The following is a 16,668-nucleotide window of genomic DNA, read 5'->3' on the forward strand; positions in this document are numbered from 1 at the left end:
CTCCTCACAAAGGCTCTTCGCTCCCCCGGGCGAGTAGAGAAGGAAACCCACCCGAATGAAGCTCGAACTCCGCGGGATCACCAAACGGTTCGGTCCCCTGGTCGCGAACAACCACATCGATCTGACCGTCGAACCCGGTGAGATCCACTGCCTGCTCGGCGAGAACGGTGCAGGCAAGTCCACCCTCATGAACGTGCTCTACGGGTTCTATCAGCCCGACGAGGGCGAGATCCTGCTCGACGACGTCGTCCAGCACTTCTCCGGCCCGGGCGACGCCATGAAGGCCGGCATCGGCATGGTGCACCAGCACTTCATGCTCATCCCCGTCTTCACCGTCGCCGAGAACGTCATGCTCGGCCACGAGCAGACCAAGTTCGGCGGCCGTCTCGACCTCAACGCCGCTCGGGCCAAGGTCCGCGAGATCTCCGCCCGCTTCGGCTTCGACGTCGACCCGGATGCGCTGGTCGAAGATCTCCCGGTGGGCGTCCAGCAGCGCGTGGAGATCATCAAGGCGCTGTCGCAGGATGCCAAGGTGCTCGTCTTCGACGAGCCGACGGCGGTGCTGACGCCGCAGGAGACCGACGAGCTCATGGCGATCATGCGCCAGCTCAAGGAGCAGGGCACCGCGATCGTCTTCATCACGCACAAGCTGCGCGAGGTGCGCGAGGTCGCCGACCGCATCACCGTCATCCGGCTCGGCAAGGTGATCGGCGAGGCGCAGCCCACCGCCACCAACGTCGAGCTCGCGTCGATGATGGTCGGCCGCGCGGTGTCGCTCACGGTGGACAAGAAGGCGGCGACACCGGGCGCCCCGGCGCTCGTGGTCAAGGACCTCTCGGTGATCGACCCGATCGGGCAGATCGTCGTGAACAACGTGAGCTTCGAGGTGGCCGCCGGTGAGATCCTGGCGATCGCCGGCGTTCAGGGCAACGGCCAGACGGAGCTGACGGAGGCGATCATCGGCCTCCAGCCGCGTGTGCAGGGCGAGATCCTGCTCGACGGCAAGCCGATCCAGGGCCACAGCGTCCGCAAGGTGCTCGACGAGGGTGTCGGGTTCGTGCCGGAGGACCGCAACGAGGACGGCCTGGTGGGGGAGTTCTCCATCCAGGAGAACCTCATGCTCGACCGCTCGACGAGCGACCCGTTTGTGAAGGCCGGCAACATCCAGTTCTCCTATCTCAAGCAGTTCGCCGAGGAGAAGGTGCGCGAGTTCGACGTGCGCACGCAGTCCATCGACGAGAAGGTCGGCCGGCTCTCCGGCGGCAACGCCCAGAAGGTGGTGCTCGCCCGCGAGCTCAGCCGTGAGCTGCGGCTGTTCGTGGCGGCGCAGCCGACCCGCGGTCTGGACGTCGGCTCGATCGAGTTCGTGCACAAGCGCATCGTCGAGACCCGGGATGCCGGCATCCCGGTGATCGTGGTGTCGACGGAGCTCGACGAGGTCGCCGCCCTCGCCGACCGCATCGCCGTGATGTACCGCGGCGGGATCGTAGGAATCGTGCCGGGCAACACGTCTCGCGACGTGCTCGGCCTCATGATGGCCGGCGAGTCGCCGGAGCAGGCAGGAGCAGCAGCATGACGGGGACCCCCACGCCCGGCCAGCCCGTGGCGCCGGCCCAGCCCGTGGAGCCCGGCACGCCGGCTCCCGCACCAGCGGGTGAGGAGCCCTCGCGCTGGAACCAGGCGGTCCGCGAGATCATGAGCGGGCCCGTTGTCATCTCGATCCTCGCGGTCGTCCTCGCCCTGATCGTCGGCGCCATCCTCATCGCGGTCACCGACCCCGAGGTGCAGCGGGCGGCGGGGTACTTCTTCGCCCGGCCCGGCGACACCTTCGCCGCCATCTGGACGTCGGTCTCCGACGCGTACGTCTCGATGTTCCAGGGCGCGATCTACAACTTCCGCCGGCCGTCGTTCAGCGCGGGGATCCGGCCGCTGACCGAGACGCTCACCTTCGCCACTCCGCTGATCGTCAGCGGTCTCGGCGTCGCGCTGGCCTTCCGCGTCGGCCTGTTCAACATCGGTGGTCAGGGGCAGATCCTCATCGCCGCCGCCGCATCCGCCTGGGTCGGGTTCTCGTTCGACCTGCCGCCGGTCATCCACCTGGTGCTTGCCGTCGTCGCCGGCATCGTCGGCGGAGCGATCTGGGCCGGGATCGTCGGCCTGCTGAAAGCCCGGACGGGTGCGCACGAGGTGATCGTCACGATCATGCTCAACTACATCGCGTTCTATCTGATCTCGTACATGCTCCGAACGCAGGGACTGCTGCAGGCGCCGGGGTCGAACAACCCGAAGGCGCCGGCGGTGCACGCCAACGCGATCTTCCCGCCGCTGCTCGGTGCGCAGTACAACCTCACCTGGGCCTTCGTGCTCGTGATCGGCGCGACGGTCTTCGTGTGGTGGCTGATCAACCGTTCGAGCCTCGGCTTCCGCTTCCGTGCGGTGGGTGAGAACCCGAACGCCGCACGCGTCGCGGGCATCAACGTCAAGAACGTGTACGTCTACGCCATGCTCATCGCCGGTGGCCTGATCGGCATCACCGGGGCCAGCCAGGCGCTCGGTGTCTTCCCGCAGGGCATCAGCTCCGGTGTGGATGCGGGCATCGGCTTCGACGCGATCACGGTCGCGCTGCTCGGTCGGTCACGTCCGTGGGGTGTGTTCATCGCCGGCCTCCTCTTCGGAGCCCTCAAGGCCGGTGGGTACACCATCCAGGCGGCGAACGACATCCCGATCGACATCGTCCTGATCCTGCAGTCCCTCATCGTCCTGTTCGTCGCCGCGCCGCCGCTCGTGCGCGCGATCTTCCGCCTGCCTGCTCCGGGGAGCACTCCCCGGAGACAGCGCCCCATCGTCACGAAGGAGGTGGCGGCCAAGTGAGCACCACCGCCCCCGTCGTTCCCGACTCCTCGCCGATCGTCCTGGAGAAGGCGGAGATCCGCTCCTGGAAGGCGCCGATCGCTTTCGGCATCTTCGTGCTGGTCAGCCTCATCCTGTTCTTCGGGTTCTCCCGGCACGGTGAGAGCACGTTCCGCTTCTCGGAGAAGTCGGATGCCGTCCGTCTGCCCACACTGACGGTCGACAGCTTCGTCACCACCACGGTCGTGACCATCCTCCTGATCGCGCTCACCCTGTGGAGCGCGTACCTCTCCTACCGGGCACGCCGGACGCCGATCTGGGTCGTCATCGTCTTCTCGCTGCTGTTCATGTTCGGCTTCCTGACCTGGGCGGACTCGGGCAGCCCGTATCCGGTTCCGGTGACGGGCCTCCTGCTCGGCACCATCAGCCTCGCGGTCCCGCTCGTCTTCGGCGCGCTCGGCGGCGTCGTCTCCGAGCGCGGCGGCGTGGTGAACGTGGCCATCGAGGGCCAGCTGCTCGCCGGCGCGTTCGTCTCGGCCATGACGGCGACGCTCACCGGCAGCTGGGTCGTCGGCCTCATCGCCGCGATGGTCGCCGGTGTGCTGGTGTCCTTCCTGCTCGGCGCGTTCGGGATCAAGTACCTCGTCGACCAGGTGATCGTCGGCGTCGTGCTCAACGTGCTCGTCGTCGGTCTCACGAGCTTCCTCTACTCGAAGGTGCTCGCGGGCAACCCCCAGCTCCTCAACCACCCGCCGCGCCTGCCGAACTGGCCGATCCCGGTGCTCAGCGAGATCCCGATCGTCGGCAAGGTGCTGTTCGACCAGTCGATCATCGAGTACCTCATGTACATCGCCGTGTTCCTGGTCTGGTTCGGCCTGTTCAAGACGCGTTGGGGCCTCCGGCTCCGGTCCGTCGGCGAGCACCCCGAGGCGGCGGACACCGTCGGCATCAAGGTCAACAGCACCCGGTTCTGGAACGTCTCGCTCGCGGGCGCCATCGCGGGCCTCGGCGGCGCGTACTACACGCTCGGCTCCGTCGGTGCGTTCTCGAAGGAGATGACCGCCGGTCAGGGCTTCATCGCCCTCGCGGCCGTGATCTTCGGCCGTTGGGATCCCATCAAGGCCACGCTGGCCGCCCTGCTCTTCGGCTTCGCCACGAACCTGCAGAACGTGCTCAGCACCATCGGCTCGCCGGTCCCGAGCGAGTTCATGCTGATGCTGCCGTACGTCGTGACGATCCTCGCCGTGGCGGGCCTCGTCGGCATCTCGCGTGCTCCTGCTGCCGACGGAAAGCCGTACATCAAGTCATGAGCGCCGTGGACCAGAACCCCGATTCGATCGACTGGGATGCGCTGCGGTCCGTCGCGATAGAGGCCATGTCGCACGCATACGTCCCGTACTCCAAGTTCCCGGTCGGTGCGGCGGCGCTCGTCGACGACGGCCGGATCGTCAGCGGCTGCAACGTCGAGAACGCCAGCTACGGCGTGACGCTGTGCGCCGAATGCGGGCTCGTCTCGTCGCTCGCGATGACCGGCGGCGGCCACCTCGTCGCGTTCACGTGCGTGAACGGCGACGGCGACATCCTGATGCCGTGCGGCCGCTGCCGCCAGTTGCTCTACGAGCACTCGGCGGAGGGGATGCTGCTCGAGACGGTCTCCGGCATCCGCACCATCGACCAGGTGCTGCCCGACGCTTTCGGGCCGCGCCAGCTCGCCGCTTACGCGGCCGAGCACGACAACGACTGAACAGAGGAACACCTTCGTGACCGACCGTGCAGGAGAGGTCGAGGCGTTCGACGCCGTCGACCTGATCAGGACCAAGCGCGACCGCGGCGAGCTGAGCACCGCCGAGATCGACTGGCTCGTCGACGCGTACACCCGCGGCTATGTCGGCGACGAGCAGATGTCGGCGATGACCATGGCGATCTTCCTCAACGGGATGACGCGCCGCGAGATCAAGGACCTCACCCTCGCGATGATCGCCTCGGGCGAGCGGATGGACTTCTCGGGCCTCGGCAAGCCGACCGCCGACAAGCACTCCACCGGCGGCGTCGGTGACAAGATCACGCTGCCGCTCATGCCGCTCGTCGCGACGTTCGGCGTCGCCGTGCCGCAGCTGTCCGGGCGTGGTCTCGGTCACACCGGCGGCACCCTCGACAAGCTCGAGAGCATCCCGGGCTGGCGTGCGAACCTCAGCAACGAGGAGATGTTCGCGCAGCTGCGGAACGAGGGCGGCGTCATCTGCGCGGCCGGGTCGGGCCTCGCTCCGGCGGACGGAAAGCTCTACGCACTGCGCGACATCACCGGGACGGTCGAGGCCATCCCGCTGATCGCCTCCTCGATCATGTCGAAGAAGATCGCCGAGGGCACCGGCGCGCTGGTGCTCGACGTGAAGTTCGGCTCCGGCGCCTTCCTCAAGGACATCGAGCGCTCGCGCGAACTCGCCCGCACGATGGTCGAGCTCGGTCGGGATGCCGGCGTCGCCACCTCCGCTCTGCTGACCGACATGAACGTCCCGCTCGGCCTCGCGATCGGCAACGCGAACGAGGTCCGCGAGTCGGTGGAGGTGCTCGCCGGCGGCGGCCCGGCCGACATCGTCGAGCTGACCGTCGCGCTCGCCCGCGAGATGCTGACCCTCGCCGGACGCCCGGACGAGGATGTCGAGGCGGCCCTGAAGGACGGCCGGGCGATGGACAAGTGGCGCGAGGTCATCCGTGCCCAGGGCGGCGACCCGGATGCCGCCCTCCCTGTCGCGAAGGAGACGCACACCGTCGTCGCCGAGCAGGACGGCATCCTCGTCGAGCAGCAGGCGCTGCCCTTCGGCATCGCCGCCTGGCGGCTCGGCGCCGGACGCGCGCGCAAGCAGGACCCGGTGCAGCACGCGGCCGGGATCGACCTGCACGCGAAGCCCGGCGACGAGGTGCGGGCCGGTCAGCCGCTGTTCACCCTGTCGGCGGACGAGCCCGCCCGGTTCGAGCGCGCACTCGAGGCTCTGGAGGGCGCCTACCGGATCGCCGCCCCCGGCACCGCGTACGAGCGCGGCCCGCTGATCGCCGACCGCATCGCCTAGGGTTGGACTCATGAGCGACGCCTGGAACGAGTACACGCTGGCCGACGGCACGGAGATCCGCCCGCTGCCGAAGGTCTCCCTCCACGACCACCTCGACGGCGGCCTCCGGCCCGCGACGGTGCTCGAACTGGGCCAGGAGATCGGGCTGGAGCTGCCGGCGCAGGATGCGACCGAGCTGGGCCGCTGGTTCGCCGAGAAGTCGAACTCCGGCTCGCTCGTCGAGTACCTGAAGACGTTCGACCTGACCACGGCCGTGATGCAGTCCCGCGAGGGCCTCGTGCGGGTCGCCCGCGAGTCGGTCCAGGACCTCGGGGCGGACGGCGTCGTGTACGGCGAACTCCGCTGGGCGCCCGAGCAGCACCTGTCCGGCGGCCTCAGCCTCGACGAGACCGTCGAGGCGGTCCAGGAGGGCATCGAGCAGGGCATCGCCGACGTCCGTGGCGCCGGGGGGCGCATCCGCATCGGCCAGCTCGTCACCGCCATGCGCCACAACGACCGCGGCCTCGAGATCGCCGAGCTCGCCGTCCGCCACCGCGACCGCGGCGTGGTCGGCTTCGACATCGCCGGTGCCGAGGCGGGGTTCCCCGCCTCCAACCATCGCGCCGCCTTCGACTACCTGGCGTCGGAGTTCTTCCCGGCGACCGTCCACGCGGGCGAGGCCGACGGCCTCGAGAGCATCCGCAGCGCCCTCCTCGACGGCCGGGCTCTGCGCCTCGGCCACGGCGTGCGTCTCGCCGAGGACATCACGGTGGAGCGCCAGGACGACGAGAACACCTATGTCACCCTCGGCACGCTCTCGCAGTGGGTCAAGGATCGTGAGATCGCCCTCGAGACGAGCCCGACGTCGAACCTGCAGACCGGCGCCATCGCCGCATGGGGCGACGACATCCTCGACCACCCGTTCGACCTGCTCTACCAGCTGGGCTTCCGCGTCACCGTCAACACCGACAACCGGCTGATGAGCGGCACGACCCTGACCCGCGAGCTGAGCATCCTCGCCGACGCGTTCGCCTACGACCGCACCGACCTGGAGATCTTCCAGCTCAACGCCGCGGCGGCATCCTTCCTGCCGCTGGAGGAGCGCGAAGAGCTCGCGGAGATCATCACAGCAGGTTTCGAGGGTTCGTAACCCCTCGGGCGTTACGCTGAAGATATGTCACTGCCACCGCTGCCTGATTCCGCCATCACCGTCGGCGCGCACGCCGCCGACTGGCGTGAAGCGGTCGAGCTGGCAGGGCAGGCGCTGGCGCGCTCCGGAGCGACGGAGCAGGGCTACGCTCAGCGCATGATCCAGGTGATCGAGGAGTTCGGCGCCTACATCGTCATCGCGCCGGGCCTCGCTCTGGCGCACGCCCGACCCGGTCCCGACGTGAACGCGGACGGCCTCTCCGTCGTCACCCTCGACGAGCCGGTGGTCTTCGGTCACCCGCACAACGACCCGGTCTCGGTGGTCCTCGGCCTTGCCGTCTCGACGCCCGAGGCGCATGTGACGAGCGTGGCCGAATTGGCGAACGTCTTCAACGACCCGGAGGCGATCCCGGCCCTGGCCGCGGCGACCGACGTAGCCGACGTGCAGCGCATCCTCACGCTGAGCGAGGAGGCGTCGCGGTGAAGATCGTCGCGATCTGCGGCGTCGGCGTCGGTACGTCCGGCATCCTCAAGGTCAACGCCGAGCGGGTGCTAGACCGGCTGGGGATCGACGCGGACGTCACCGCGTCCGACGCGGCGAACATCGCCGAGGCGGCGTCCGACGCGCAGGTCGTGCTCACCTCGCCGGAGCTCGTCGACCGCATCGGTCGCACGAACGCCGACGTGATCGTGGTGGAGAACTACTTCGACCTGGATGAGCTGGAGCGCAAGCTCGACGAGGCGCTCGGCTGACTCAGCCCTGCAGAAGGGCCTCGACGAGCCCGGGGAAGCGGTCGTCCAGCTCCTCGCGACGCAGCTGGATCTCGTGCGTGCGGCCGGAGACGATCGTGCGCGTGACACCGGCCTCGCGCAGCGTCTTGAAGTGATGTGCCATGGTCGACTTCTGGATGTCGACGCCCCACTCGGTCATGGACTTGGGATGCGGGCGGCCGTCCGCGAGGACCCGGACGATCTGCAGCCGGATGGGGTCGGCGAGGGCGCGCAGCACATCCACGAGCTGCACATCGGCCATGTCGGGCGTGGGGTAGTCGGTCATCTCACCACAATTGTTTGACAATCATCGAACAATAGTCGTACCGTAACGGTATGACGTTCATCGAACAATCATACCGCAGGACGCTTCCGGCCCTGCTGGTGCTCGCCCTCGCCCTGTTCGTCGTCGGCACGAACGCGTTCGTGATCGCGGGCCTCCTGCCGCGCGTCGGCGAGAGCATCGGCGCGACGGCGACCCAGGTCAGCTGGTCGATCACCACCTACTCGCTGGTCGTTGCGGTCGCCGCACCGGCCGTCTCCATCCTCCTTCCGCGCGTGCCGCGCGCGACCCTCATGGCCGCCGGACTCGCGGTCTTCGCCATCGGGACGGCCGCCTCGGCGCTTGCTCCGAACCTCCCGCTGTTCATCGCCGGACGCACCTTCTCCGGCCTCGGCGGTGCCGCCCTCGTCCCAACAGCCACCGCGGCGGCGGCATCGCTCGCCCGGCCGGGCAAGCGAGGACAGGCCCTCGCGATCGTGGGAGCCGGCTTCACGCTGGCCACGGCGGTCGGGTCGCCCCTCGGCACCGCCCTCGGCGGCGTCGCGGGCTGGCGCTTCGCGCTCTGGTGCATCGTCGGCATCGCCGTGGTGCTGGTCGTCGCGATCCCGCTCGTCGTTCGCGGCGTGCCCGTGCCTCCGGCGGTCAGCCTGCGTCGGCGGCTGGCCCCGCTGGCCGACCTCCGTATCGTGGCGCCGCTCGGAACCACGCTGCTGATGGTCGCCGGATTCAACATCGTCTACATCTTCTCGGCGGCGGTGACCCATGCCTCGACCGGCGGCTCCGGGGCGCTGCTCGCCATCCTGCTGCTCGCCTACGGTGTCGCCGGAGTCGCGGGCAACTCGGTCGCGGGTCCGCTCACCGACCGCTTCGGCAGCAGGATCGTCGCGATCGTCGCCCTCGCCGGACAAGCCGTGATGCTGGTGGTCCTGGCCTTCGCGGAGACGTCCTTCGTCGCGTCCGTCGTCGTGTTCGCGCTGTGGGGCGTCGCGGCGTTCGCGATCGCCATCCCGGTGCAGCACCGCCTCGTCCACGTCGATCCGGAGAGCTCGGCTCTCGCGCTGTCGTGGTACTCGACGGCGATGTACGTGGGGATCGCGATCGCGCCGCCGATCGGAGCGCTCGCCCTGTCGGCGGGAGGGGCCGTGGCCGTGCCGCTGGCGGGAGCCCTGGTCACTCTGGGAGCGCTCGGCGTGTTCGTCGTCGGTTATCTGGCGCGGACTCCGCGCGCGGTGACCGTCTGAGGCGGGCCGAGCGGGTCTGAACCAGATCCGCTGGTCTGGCGCGGCCACGCGAAGGCGGGGCCGCGCCGGACCGTCGGGATCAGGCGACGAGCAGGCGCATTGCCTCGGCCAGTGCGGCGACCCGGTCGGTCGCCGTCTGCCGCCGCTGCTCGACCGTGCCCTCGTCGCTCGATGCGTCGATGTAGATCTTCAGCTTGGGCTCCGTGCCGCTCGGGCGGACCATAACTCGGGAGCCGTCTTCCAGCAGGATGCGCAGCGCATCGCTCGGAGGCAATCCGCCGAATCCGTCGCGCAGGTCGTCGATCTGCGTCACGCGCACCTCGCCCAGATGACTCGGAGGGGTGGACCGCAGCGCCGCCATGATCTCGCCGATGCGCGAAAGGTCCGTCACCCGTAGCGAGATCTGGTCGCTCGCGAAGAAACCGAACCGCTCGGCGAAGGCCTCCAGGCGTCCGGCGATGGTGACGCCGTCCACGGCGAGCCCGTTCGCCAGATCGAGCAGGGCGACGGCGGCCGAGATGCCGTCCTTGTCGCGGACGGTGTCCGGGTTCACCAGGTAGCCCAGCGCCTCCTCGTAGCCGTAGACGAGGCCGGGGGCGCGGGACACCCACTTGAACCCGGTGAGGGTGTCGGCGAAATCGAGCCGGTACGCGCGCGCGACCGCGGCGAGGGCCGGCGACGAGACGACCGAGCAGGCCAGCGTCCCGAAGGCGCCGCGCTCATCCGCTCGCTCCACAGCGATCTCGGCGGCGCGCCAGCCGAGCAGGGCGCCGACCTCGTTGCCGGAGAGCCGTCGGTAGCCGTCCGGACTCGACGGGTCGGGCACCGCGACGGCGAGCCGGTCGGCATCCGGGTCGTTCGCGATCACCAGGTCGGCCCCGGCCTCACGGGCGGTCTGGAACGACAGGTCCATCGCGCCCGGCTCCTCGGGGTTCGGGAAGGCGACGGTCGGGAAGGCGGGATCCGGTTCGATCTGCGCCGTGACCGGGGTGGGGGAGGCGAATCCGGCACGCGCGAACACCTCGCGTGCGGTGCGCCAGCCGACGCCGTGCATCGCGGTGTACACGAACGACACCGCGTCACGCGGGGTGTCCGTGACGGCCACCGCGACGGTCGCGTCGATGTAGGCCTGCTCCACGTCGTCGGGGGCGATCTCGTAGCGGTCGGAGCGCGGCAGGTCGGCCACACTGCCCTGAGCGACCTCGAGGATGTGCGCGGCGATCTCGGCGTCGACCGGCGAGACGATCTGCGAGCCGTGGTCGTCTCCGCCGAGATAGACCTTGTACCCGTTGTCGTTCGGCGGGTTGTGGCTGGCGGTCACCATGACGCCGGCGCTCACATCCAGGTGCCGGACCGCGAACGCGAGCACCGGTGTCGGCAGGAGGCGGGGGAGCAGCACGGCGCGGATGCCCGCACCGGCCATGAGTTCCGCGGTGTCGCGGGCGAAGACGTCAGAGTTCTTGCGTCCGTCGTACCCGATCACGACCGACGGCGTTCCGCCCTCGGCGTGCTCCAGCAGCCAGCGCGCGAAGCCTGCGGCCGCCTGCGCCACGAGCACGCGGTTCATGCGGTTGGGGCCCGCGGCGATGGCGCCGCGCAGACCGGCGGTTCCGAACGCGAGCCGCTCGTCGAACCGCGAGTGCAGGTCGGCGATCGCCTCGGCCGAGCCGGCCTCGGCGGCGACGATGAGCGCATCCAGCTCGTCACGGGTCTCCGGGTCGGGGTCCTGCGCAAGCCAGGCGCGGGCCTCGCTGAGCAGCTCCGGGGTGTCCTTCTTCGTGGACGTCGCGTTGTCGGTCACAGGGCCTCCACGATCTGGGCGAGAAGGGCGCTGATCACCGGCTCCGCGGCACGACCGGCGTCGATGACCTCCTGGTGGCTGAGCGGCGTCTTCTGGATGCCCGCCGCCAGGTTGGTGATGAGCGACATCCCGAGGATCTCCATGCCGGCCTGGCGGGCGGCGATCGCCTCGAGCGCTGTCGACATCCCGACGATGTGGCCGCCGATGGTCTTGGCCATCTGGACCTCGGCCGGCGTCTCGTAGTGCGGACCGCGGAACTGCGTGTACACGCCCTCGTCGAGGCTGGGGTCGATGGTCCGGGCGAGCGCACGGAGACGCGGAGAGTAGAGGTCGGTGAGGTCGATGAAGGTGGCGCCCTCGAGCGGGGAGTCCGCCGTGAGGTTGATGTGGTCGGAGATGAGGACGGGCGTTCCCGGCTTCCAGTGCTCCTTGATGCCGCCGGCACCGTTGGTGAGCACCATCGTGGTCGCTCCGGCGGCCGCGGCGGTGCGGACACTGTGGACGACCCGGCGCACGCCGTGCCCTTCGTAATAGTGGGTGCGCGCGCCGATCACCAGCGCGTGCTTGCCGTTCGGCAGTCGGATGGAGCGCAGCGTTCCGACGTGGCCCTCGAGAGCCGGCTTGCTGAAGCCGACGATCTCGGTGGCGGGGACGGTGGCGACGGTCTCGCCGATCAGGTCGGCGGCACGGCCCCAGCCGCTGCCCAGCGTAAGCGCGATGTCATGGCGCTCGACGCCCGTCTTCTCGGCGAGCTGGCCCGCGGCCTCCCGAGCGACCTCGAACGGGTCGGCAGAGGGGTCGTCGAGCGGGTTCGTGATGGATTCCAGCATGAGCCAACTCTACTGAGCGGCCGGCTTTCCACAGGCTCGGAGCCGAATGCGCATCGGTGCACCCCATACGGAAGAATGGAGCGCATGGCGTACGAATTCGAGCGGAAACAGCGCATCGCGGTCCTCGGCGGCGGCCCCGGCGGTTATGAGGCGGCGCTCGCGGGCGCGCAACTCGGCGCCGATGTCACGCTCGTCGAGCGCTCCGGCGTCGGCGGGTCCGCCGTCATCACCGACGTCGTGCCGTCGAAGAGCCTCATCGCCACCGCGGAGGCGACCAATGCGCTCGCCGAGGCGGCCGACCTCGGTGTCCAGTTCTTCTCGCGCGGAGAGACGGGCAAGCCCGTGCGCCCCGAGATCGCCGTGAACCTCGCCGCGGTCAACAAGCGGCTGATGGGCCTTGCGCGCCAGCAGTCGGAGGACATGCGGGCCGAGCTCGTGCGCGCCGGCGTCCGCATCGTGACCGGAGAGGGTCGGCTCGACGGGTCGAGCGCGATCATCGTCTCCACCTCGAAGGAGGCGGGGACCGACTTCGACCGGGTGGAGGCGGACACGATCGTGGTCGCCGTCGGCGCCCGTCCCCGCGTGCTGCCCTCCGCCGTGCCCGACGGGGAGCGCATCCTCACCTGGACCCAGCTGTACGACCTGCAGACGGTGCCATCGCACCTCATCGTGGTCGGCTCGGGCGTCACCGGCGCGGAGTTCGCTTCGGCGTACACGGCGCTCGGCTCGAAGGTGACGCTGATCTCGTCGCGTGACCAGGTGCTCCCGGGCGAGGACGTCGACGCCGCGCGCGTCATCGAGAACGTCTTCAAGCGGAACGGCATGCAGGTCCTCTCGAAGTCGCGCGCCGAATCCGTGGTCCGCACCGAGGACGGCGTCGTCGCCACGCTCACCGACGGACGCACGATCGAGGGCTCGCACTGTCTCATGGCGGTCGGCTCCGTCCCGAACACCGCAGGCATCGGGCTCGAGGAGGCCGGGGTGCAGGTGACCAACTCGGGGAACATCCGGGTCAACCGGGTCGCGCGCACGTCCATCCCGAACATCTACGCCGCCGGCGACTGCTCCGACTCCCTACCGCTCGCCTCTGTCGCGTCGATGCAGGGCCGCACCGCCGTCTTCCACGCGATGGGCGACGCGGTCAACCCGATCGAGCTGCGTAACGTCAGCTCCAACATCTTCACCCAGCCCGAGATCGCCACGGTCGGCTGGAGCCAGAAGCAGATCGAGGAGGGCATCGCCCAGGGCGACATCTACAAGCTGCCCCTCAAATCCAATCCGCGCGCCAAGATGCTCGGAATCCGCGACGGTTTCGTGAAGCTGTTCGCGCGCACCGGGTCCGGCACGGTGATCGGAGGCGTCATCGTGGCCCCACGGGCATCCGAGCTGATCTTCCCGCTCGCGCTCGCCGTCGAGCAGCGTCTGACGGTGGATCAGGTGGCCCGGGCGTTCACGGTGTACCCGTCCCTCTCCGGCTCGATCACCGACGCAGCGCGCGCGATGCACATCGTGCTCTGACGGGAGGCCAGGGGGATGGAGGTCGGGCTCGTCATCGGAGTGCTCGCGGTGCTCACCATCGCCGCGGCGACGACGTTCGGGCCGCGGTTCGGCGTCGCGTCGCCCCTGATCCTGGTGGTCATCGGCATCCTGGTGAGCCTGCTTCCGTTCGTCCCGGCGGTCCACCTGGAACCGGAGTGGATCCTCGCGGGCGTGCTCCCACCGCTGCTCTACTCGGCGTCCGTGTCCATGCCGGCCATGAACTTCCGGCGTGAGTTCGGGGCGATCGGCGGGCTCTCCGTCCTGCTCGTGATCGTGAGCTCCGTGCTGCTCGGGCTGTTCTTCGCCTGGGTCATCCCGGGCCTGGGTCTCGGCTGGGGGATCGCCCTCGGTGCCATCGTCAGCCCGACCGACGCCGTCGCCACCGGGATCGTCAAACGGGCGGGCGTCTCTCCGCGCGTCGTGGCCATCCTCGAGGGTGAGAGCCTGCTGAACGACGCGACCGCGCTCGTGCTCCTGCGAGCAGCCGTGGCCGCCGCCGGCGCGTCGTTCACGGTCGGTGCGGTCACGCTCTCGTTCGTGTACTCGGTGCTCGTGGCCGTCGTCTTCGGCGTGGTGGTCGGCTGGCTGAACCTGCTCGTCCGCGCTCGTGTGAAGGACGCCACGGTCAACACCGTCATCTCGTTCACCGTGCCGTTCCTCGCCTCGATCCCGGCCGAGGCGCTGGGCGCCTCCGGTCTCGTCGCGGCCGTCGTCGCCGGCCTCGTGACCGGCAGCCGCGCGCCGCGCGTTCTCTCGCCGGAGCACCGGTTGTCGGACGCGCAGAACTGGCGCACGGTCGAGCTCATCCTCGAGGGGCTCATCTTCCTGACGATGGGCCTGGAGCTGTTCGGCATCGTGCAGGACGTGCAGGAGGACCATTCCGGCGTTGCGCCCGCCATCGGAATCGCTGCGGGCGCTCTCCTTCTCACGATCCTGGTGCGCGCCGCGTTCGTCGCGCCCCTGCTCGCTCTGCTGGCCCGGCGCAGTAAGCGAAGGCAACGGATTCGGCCGCGCCTGGAGCAGCTGCAGGAGCACCTGACCGATCCGGAGGCGGTGCGGCGGGAGATCGCCGAGCGCATCGCGAAACCGGGGGAGCAGCGGGCGCTCGCGGCCGGCTCGTCGGCGGCCGCGGGGGAGGTCGGAGACGAGTCCGGCGCGGGATCGGGTGCCGACGTGCCGGCGGACACCTCGCCCGACCCGGCCGCCGCTGCGTCCTCCGCCGTCGCGGCGACCGTTGTGCCCGATCCGACATTCCCGGACCCCGCGTTCCCGGACCCTGCCTTCGGCGACTCCGCTGGCCGACGCCCCCTCTCGCCCAAGCAGGCCGAGCGACGGCGTCGCCTGCTCGCGCGTCGCGGCATCCCGACCGTCGAGAACCTGACCCGTTTCGGCACGCGCCTCCGACGACTGCTGGCCGACATCGAGTACTTCACGGGAGCCCCGCTCGGGTGGCGTGAGGGCACGATCGTGGTGTGGGCGGGGATGCGCGGCGCCGTCACCGTCGCGGCCGCCCAGTCGCTGCCCGACAACACGCCGGGCCGCTCGGTGCTCGTGCTCATCGCCTTCCTCGTAGCGACGGGGTCGCTACTTCTCCAGGGCGGCACCCTCGGACTTGTGCTGAAGGCCGTCAAGCCCGCGGCGGCCGACCCGGAGGCCGAGCGGCAGGAACGGCGCAAGCTGATGGAACTCCTCTACGACGCGGCGAAGACCGTTCCGGTGCCGACGACGACCGAGCGCACGCCCGAGGCGTTCGCCGAGCACAAGAGGGCGCGGCTCGCTCAGCTGCGGGCCCAGCGAGATGCCCTCCTCGACGCGCGCGACGACGGCGCGTTCAGCGCCGACGTCCTCGCCGGCGCGCTGAGCAACCTCGACGCGGACGAGATCAGCATCGACCTGAAGGGCGACCCAACGGAGGCGACCGGCTGACGCCTGCCGCTGGGCCGCCCGCGGAACGGAGGTGTTCCTGCGGGTTCCCGTCCCGAGCTCCTCCGTTCGTGGCGTTCCGGCGGCGTGTCGGCTGCGATCTCCTCCCTTTCCGTCCCGCGGGACACACGGTGTGCACAATCGACACCCGAACGGATCTCTCCACAGATCGCCCCTGTCCGTCCTGGCGGCAGCCGCCGTTCCGCAGGATGGGGACATGGATTGGATGACGGAACTCACTCGCCTCGGTGGCGCAGCGTCGCTCGGCCAATTGAAGGAGGCCGGGGCGCGGGGGCACGTCCTGTCCGCCGCCGTGCGCGAAGGTCGCCTCCTGCGGCCGCGGAACGGTCGCTATGCCCTTCCCGGGATCGGTGACGCCGCCATTTCAGCCCTGCGGGCCGGCGGGCGCCTCTGCTGTGTCACCGCCGCCCGCACATACGGATTGTGGGGCGGCCAGGACGAACGGACACATCTGCTGGTTCCTCCGCACGCCGGACGGGCAGGAGCCGCCGATGACCGGACGGTCCGTCATTGGGGTCGCGCAGAGCGGCACAGCGAGGTGTGGCGTGTTTCGCTGGCCGATTGTCTGCGCAGCGCCGTGCGGTGCGCAGAGGACGAGACCGCCATTGCGGTGCTCGACACGGCGATATCGACCGGCCAGGTGACACGCCACGGGCTGCGACGGGTGTTCGCGGATGAACCGCATCGGTCCAGACGTCTCGCCGAACGTGCGCGGCCCGGTTCGGACTCCGGTGTCGAGTCCCTCCTCCGGCAGCGTCTCACCGCCCGCGGACACATCGTCGAGCAGCAGCTCGCCGTCCCTGGAGTCGGGCGCGTCGATGCCCGGGTGGATGGGGTGCTCTATCTGGAGATCGACGGATTCGAGTTCCACGCCGATCGCGAAGCGTTCGAGCGCGATCGCCACCGCGATGTCGCCATGACACTGCAGGGTCTGCCGAGGTTGCGGCTGACGGCGCGTCAGGTACTTCGGAGCCCGGACGCGACGGTGGCGACCATCGAGGAGTTGCTCCGGTCGCTGGAAAGGGAGGAGTTGCGTCGTGCGGCGGCGGGATGAAGCGCGAAAGGGAGGAGCTTCCGCCCGAATGTCGGCGGTGCTCCTCCCTTTCGGAAGGTGGTTGGTGGCGCGTCGGGCGCGCGTTATGGCGCGGCTCGCGACGCGGTCGCCGGTCTCAGACGATGCGGTGGTGTCGGACGATGCGGTGGTGTCGGACGA

The 16,668-nt window shown here is 69.8% G+C and carries 15 protein-coding genes; 12 read left to right on the forward strand and 3 right to left on the reverse strand.

The features are described 5' to 3' along the window. Window positions 1-55: 55 nt before the first annotated feature. From ABIC47_RS09035 to ABIC47_RS09070, 8 genes are read left to right on the forward strand one after another with little or no spacing between them, the layout of a single operon-like run. Window positions 56-1,576 (forward strand): ABC transporter ATP-binding protein, encoded by a 1,521-nt coding sequence (locus tag ABIC47_RS09035; protein WP_354479564.1) that lies wholly within the window; start codon window positions 56-58, stop codon window positions 1,574-1,576. Further along, window positions 1,573-2,871 carry an ABC transporter permease gene (locus tag ABIC47_RS09040; protein WP_018190006.1) on the forward strand — a complete coding sequence of 433 codons (1,299 nt, stop codon included), beginning with the start codon at window positions 1,573-1,575 and terminating at the stop codon, window positions 2,869-2,871. The genes ABIC47_RS09035 and ABIC47_RS09040 overlap by 4 nt, the downstream gene beginning before the upstream one ends. Continuing rightward, on the forward strand, window positions 2,868-4,160 hold the full coding sequence (locus tag ABIC47_RS09045; protein WP_018190007.1) for an ABC transporter permease: 1,293 nt from the start codon (window positions 2,868-2,870) through the stop codon (window positions 4,158-4,160). Before ABIC47_RS09040 ends, ABIC47_RS09045 begins: the two co-directional genes overlap by 4 nt. After that, entirely contained in the window at window positions 4,157-4,594 is a 438-nt protein-coding gene (locus ABIC47_RS09050; RefSeq protein ID WP_354479567.1) for a cytidine deaminase, read from the forward strand. The genes ABIC47_RS09045 and ABIC47_RS09050 overlap by 4 nt, the downstream gene beginning before the upstream one ends. A gap of 16 nt (window positions 4,595-4,610) precedes the next feature. After that, entirely contained in the window at window positions 4,611-5,918 is a 1,308-nt protein-coding gene (locus tag ABIC47_RS09055) for a thymidine phosphorylase (protein ID WP_020075449.1), read from the forward strand. 10 nt (window positions 5,919-5,928) lie between these two features. Then, window positions 5,929-7,047 carry an adenosine deaminase gene (locus ABIC47_RS09060; protein WP_089874771.1) on the forward strand — a complete coding sequence of 373 codons (1,119 nt, stop codon included), beginning with the start codon at window positions 5,929-5,931 and terminating at the stop codon, window positions 7,045-7,047. Between the two features lie 24 nt (window positions 7,048-7,071). After that, window positions 7,072-7,530 carry a PTS sugar transporter subunit IIA gene (locus ABIC47_RS09065; protein WP_018190011.1) on the forward strand — a complete coding sequence of 153 codons (459 nt, stop codon included), beginning with the start codon at window positions 7,072-7,074 and terminating at the stop codon, window positions 7,528-7,530. Beyond that, the gene (locus tag ABIC47_RS09070) at window positions 7,527-7,799 is read left to right on the forward strand and encodes a PTS sugar transporter subunit IIB (RefSeq protein ID WP_018190012.1); all 273 of its coding nucleotides are present in this window, start codon (window positions 7,527-7,529) and stop codon (window positions 7,797-7,799) included. The genes ABIC47_RS09065 and ABIC47_RS09070 overlap by 4 nt, the downstream gene beginning before the upstream one ends. A gap of 1 nt (window position 7,800) precedes the next feature. Here the strand turns inward: ABIC47_RS09070 and ABIC47_RS09075 are convergent, their stop codons facing one another. Further along, on the reverse strand, window positions 7,801-8,103 hold the full coding sequence (locus ABIC47_RS09075; RefSeq protein WP_018190013.1) for an ArsR/SmtB family transcription factor: 303 nt from the start codon (window positions 8,101-8,103) through the stop codon (window positions 7,801-7,803). Window positions 8,104-8,153: 50 nt separating this feature from the next. On the opposite strand from ABIC47_RS09075, the gene ABIC47_RS09080 reads away from it, so the two are divergent. Then, a complete protein-coding gene (locus tag ABIC47_RS09080; protein WP_354479573.1) occupies window positions 8,154-9,341 on the forward strand; it encodes an MFS transporter in 1,188 nt (395 codons plus the stop codon). A gap of 79 nt (window positions 9,342-9,420) precedes the next feature. Here ABIC47_RS09080 and ABIC47_RS09085 read toward each other — a convergent pair whose 3' ends face one another. Then, the gene (locus ABIC47_RS09085; protein WP_354479576.1) at window positions 9,421-11,142 is read right to left on the reverse strand and encodes a phospho-sugar mutase; all 1,722 of its coding nucleotides are present in this window, start codon (window positions 11,140-11,142) and stop codon (window positions 9,421-9,423) included. After that, window positions 11,139-11,972 (reverse strand): purine-nucleoside phosphorylase, encoded by an 834-nt coding sequence (locus ABIC47_RS09090; RefSeq protein WP_018190016.1) that lies wholly within the window; start codon window positions 11,970-11,972, stop codon window positions 11,139-11,141. The genes ABIC47_RS09085 and ABIC47_RS09090 overlap by 4 nt, the downstream gene beginning before the upstream one ends. Before the next feature lie 84 nt (window positions 11,973-12,056). On the opposite strand from ABIC47_RS09090, the gene ABIC47_RS09095 reads away from it, so the two are divergent. The 3 genes from ABIC47_RS09095 (at window position 12,057) to ABIC47_RS09105 (ending at window position 16,509) form a co-directional block, all read left to right on the forward strand. Further along, window positions 12,057-13,490, forward strand: a complete 1,434-nt coding sequence (locus tag ABIC47_RS09095) for an NAD(P)H-quinone dehydrogenase (RefSeq protein ID WP_354479579.1) — start codon at window positions 12,057-12,059, stop codon at window positions 13,488-13,490. A 15-nt stretch (window positions 13,491-13,505) separates the two neighbouring features. Beyond that, window positions 13,506-15,437, forward strand: coding sequence for a cation:proton antiporter domain-containing protein (locus ABIC47_RS09100; RefSeq protein ID WP_354479582.1), 1,932 nt, complete (start codon window positions 13,506-13,508; stop codon window positions 15,435-15,437). A 214-nt stretch (window positions 15,438-15,651) separates the two neighbouring features. Beyond that, window positions 15,652-16,509, forward strand: coding sequence for a hypothetical protein (locus ABIC47_RS09105; protein WP_354479585.1), 858 nt, complete (start codon window positions 15,652-15,654; stop codon window positions 16,507-16,509). The last annotated feature ends 159 nt before the right edge of the window (window positions 16,510-16,668 follow it).

The sequence above is a fragment of the Leifsonia sp. 563 genome, from assembly GCF_040545055.1.
Taxonomy (GTDB): Bacteria; Actinomycetota; Actinomycetes; order Actinomycetales; family Microbacteriaceae; genus Leifsonia.

Excerpts from the sequence above, each read along its gene's own strand:
- ABIC47_RS09035 (WP_354479564.1), top strand. The coding sequence starts at position 56 with ATGAAGCTCGAACTCCGCGGGATCACCAAACGGTTCGGTCCCCTGGTC.
- ABIC47_RS09075 (WP_018190013.1), bottom strand. The coding sequence starts at position 8,103 with ATGACCGACTACCCCACGCCCGACATGGCCGATGTGCAGCTCGTGGAT.
- ABIC47_RS09090 (WP_018190016.1), bottom strand. The coding sequence starts at position 11,972 with ATGCTGGAATCCATCACGAACCCGCTCGACGACCCCTCTGCCGACCCG.
- ABIC47_RS09080 (WP_354479573.1), top strand. The coding sequence starts at position 8,154 with ATGACGTTCATCGAACAATCATACCGCAGGACGCTTCCGGCCCTGCTG.
- ABIC47_RS09060 (WP_089874771.1), top strand. The coding sequence starts at position 5,929 with ATGAGCGACGCCTGGAACGAGTACACGCTGGCCGACGGCACGGAGATC.
- ABIC47_RS09100 (WP_354479582.1), top strand. The coding sequence starts at position 13,506 with ATGGAGGTCGGGCTCGTCATCGGAGTGCTCGCGGTGCTCACCATCGCC.
- ABIC47_RS09095 (WP_354479579.1), top strand. The coding sequence starts at position 12,057 with ATGGCGTACGAATTCGAGCGGAAACAGCGCATCGCGGTCCTCGGCGGC.
- ABIC47_RS09065 (WP_018190011.1), top strand. The coding sequence starts at position 7,072 with ATGTCACTGCCACCGCTGCCTGATTCCGCCATCACCGTCGGCGCGCAC.
- ABIC47_RS09040 (WP_018190006.1), top strand. The coding sequence starts at position 1,573 with ATGACGGGGACCCCCACGCCCGGCCAGCCCGTGGCGCCGGCCCAGCCC.
- ABIC47_RS09050 (WP_354479567.1), top strand. The coding sequence starts at position 4,157 with ATGAGCGCCGTGGACCAGAACCCCGATTCGATCGACTGGGATGCGCTG.
- ABIC47_RS09105 (WP_354479585.1), top strand. The coding sequence starts at position 15,652 with ATGGATTGGATGACGGAACTCACTCGCCTCGGTGGCGCAGCGTCGCTC.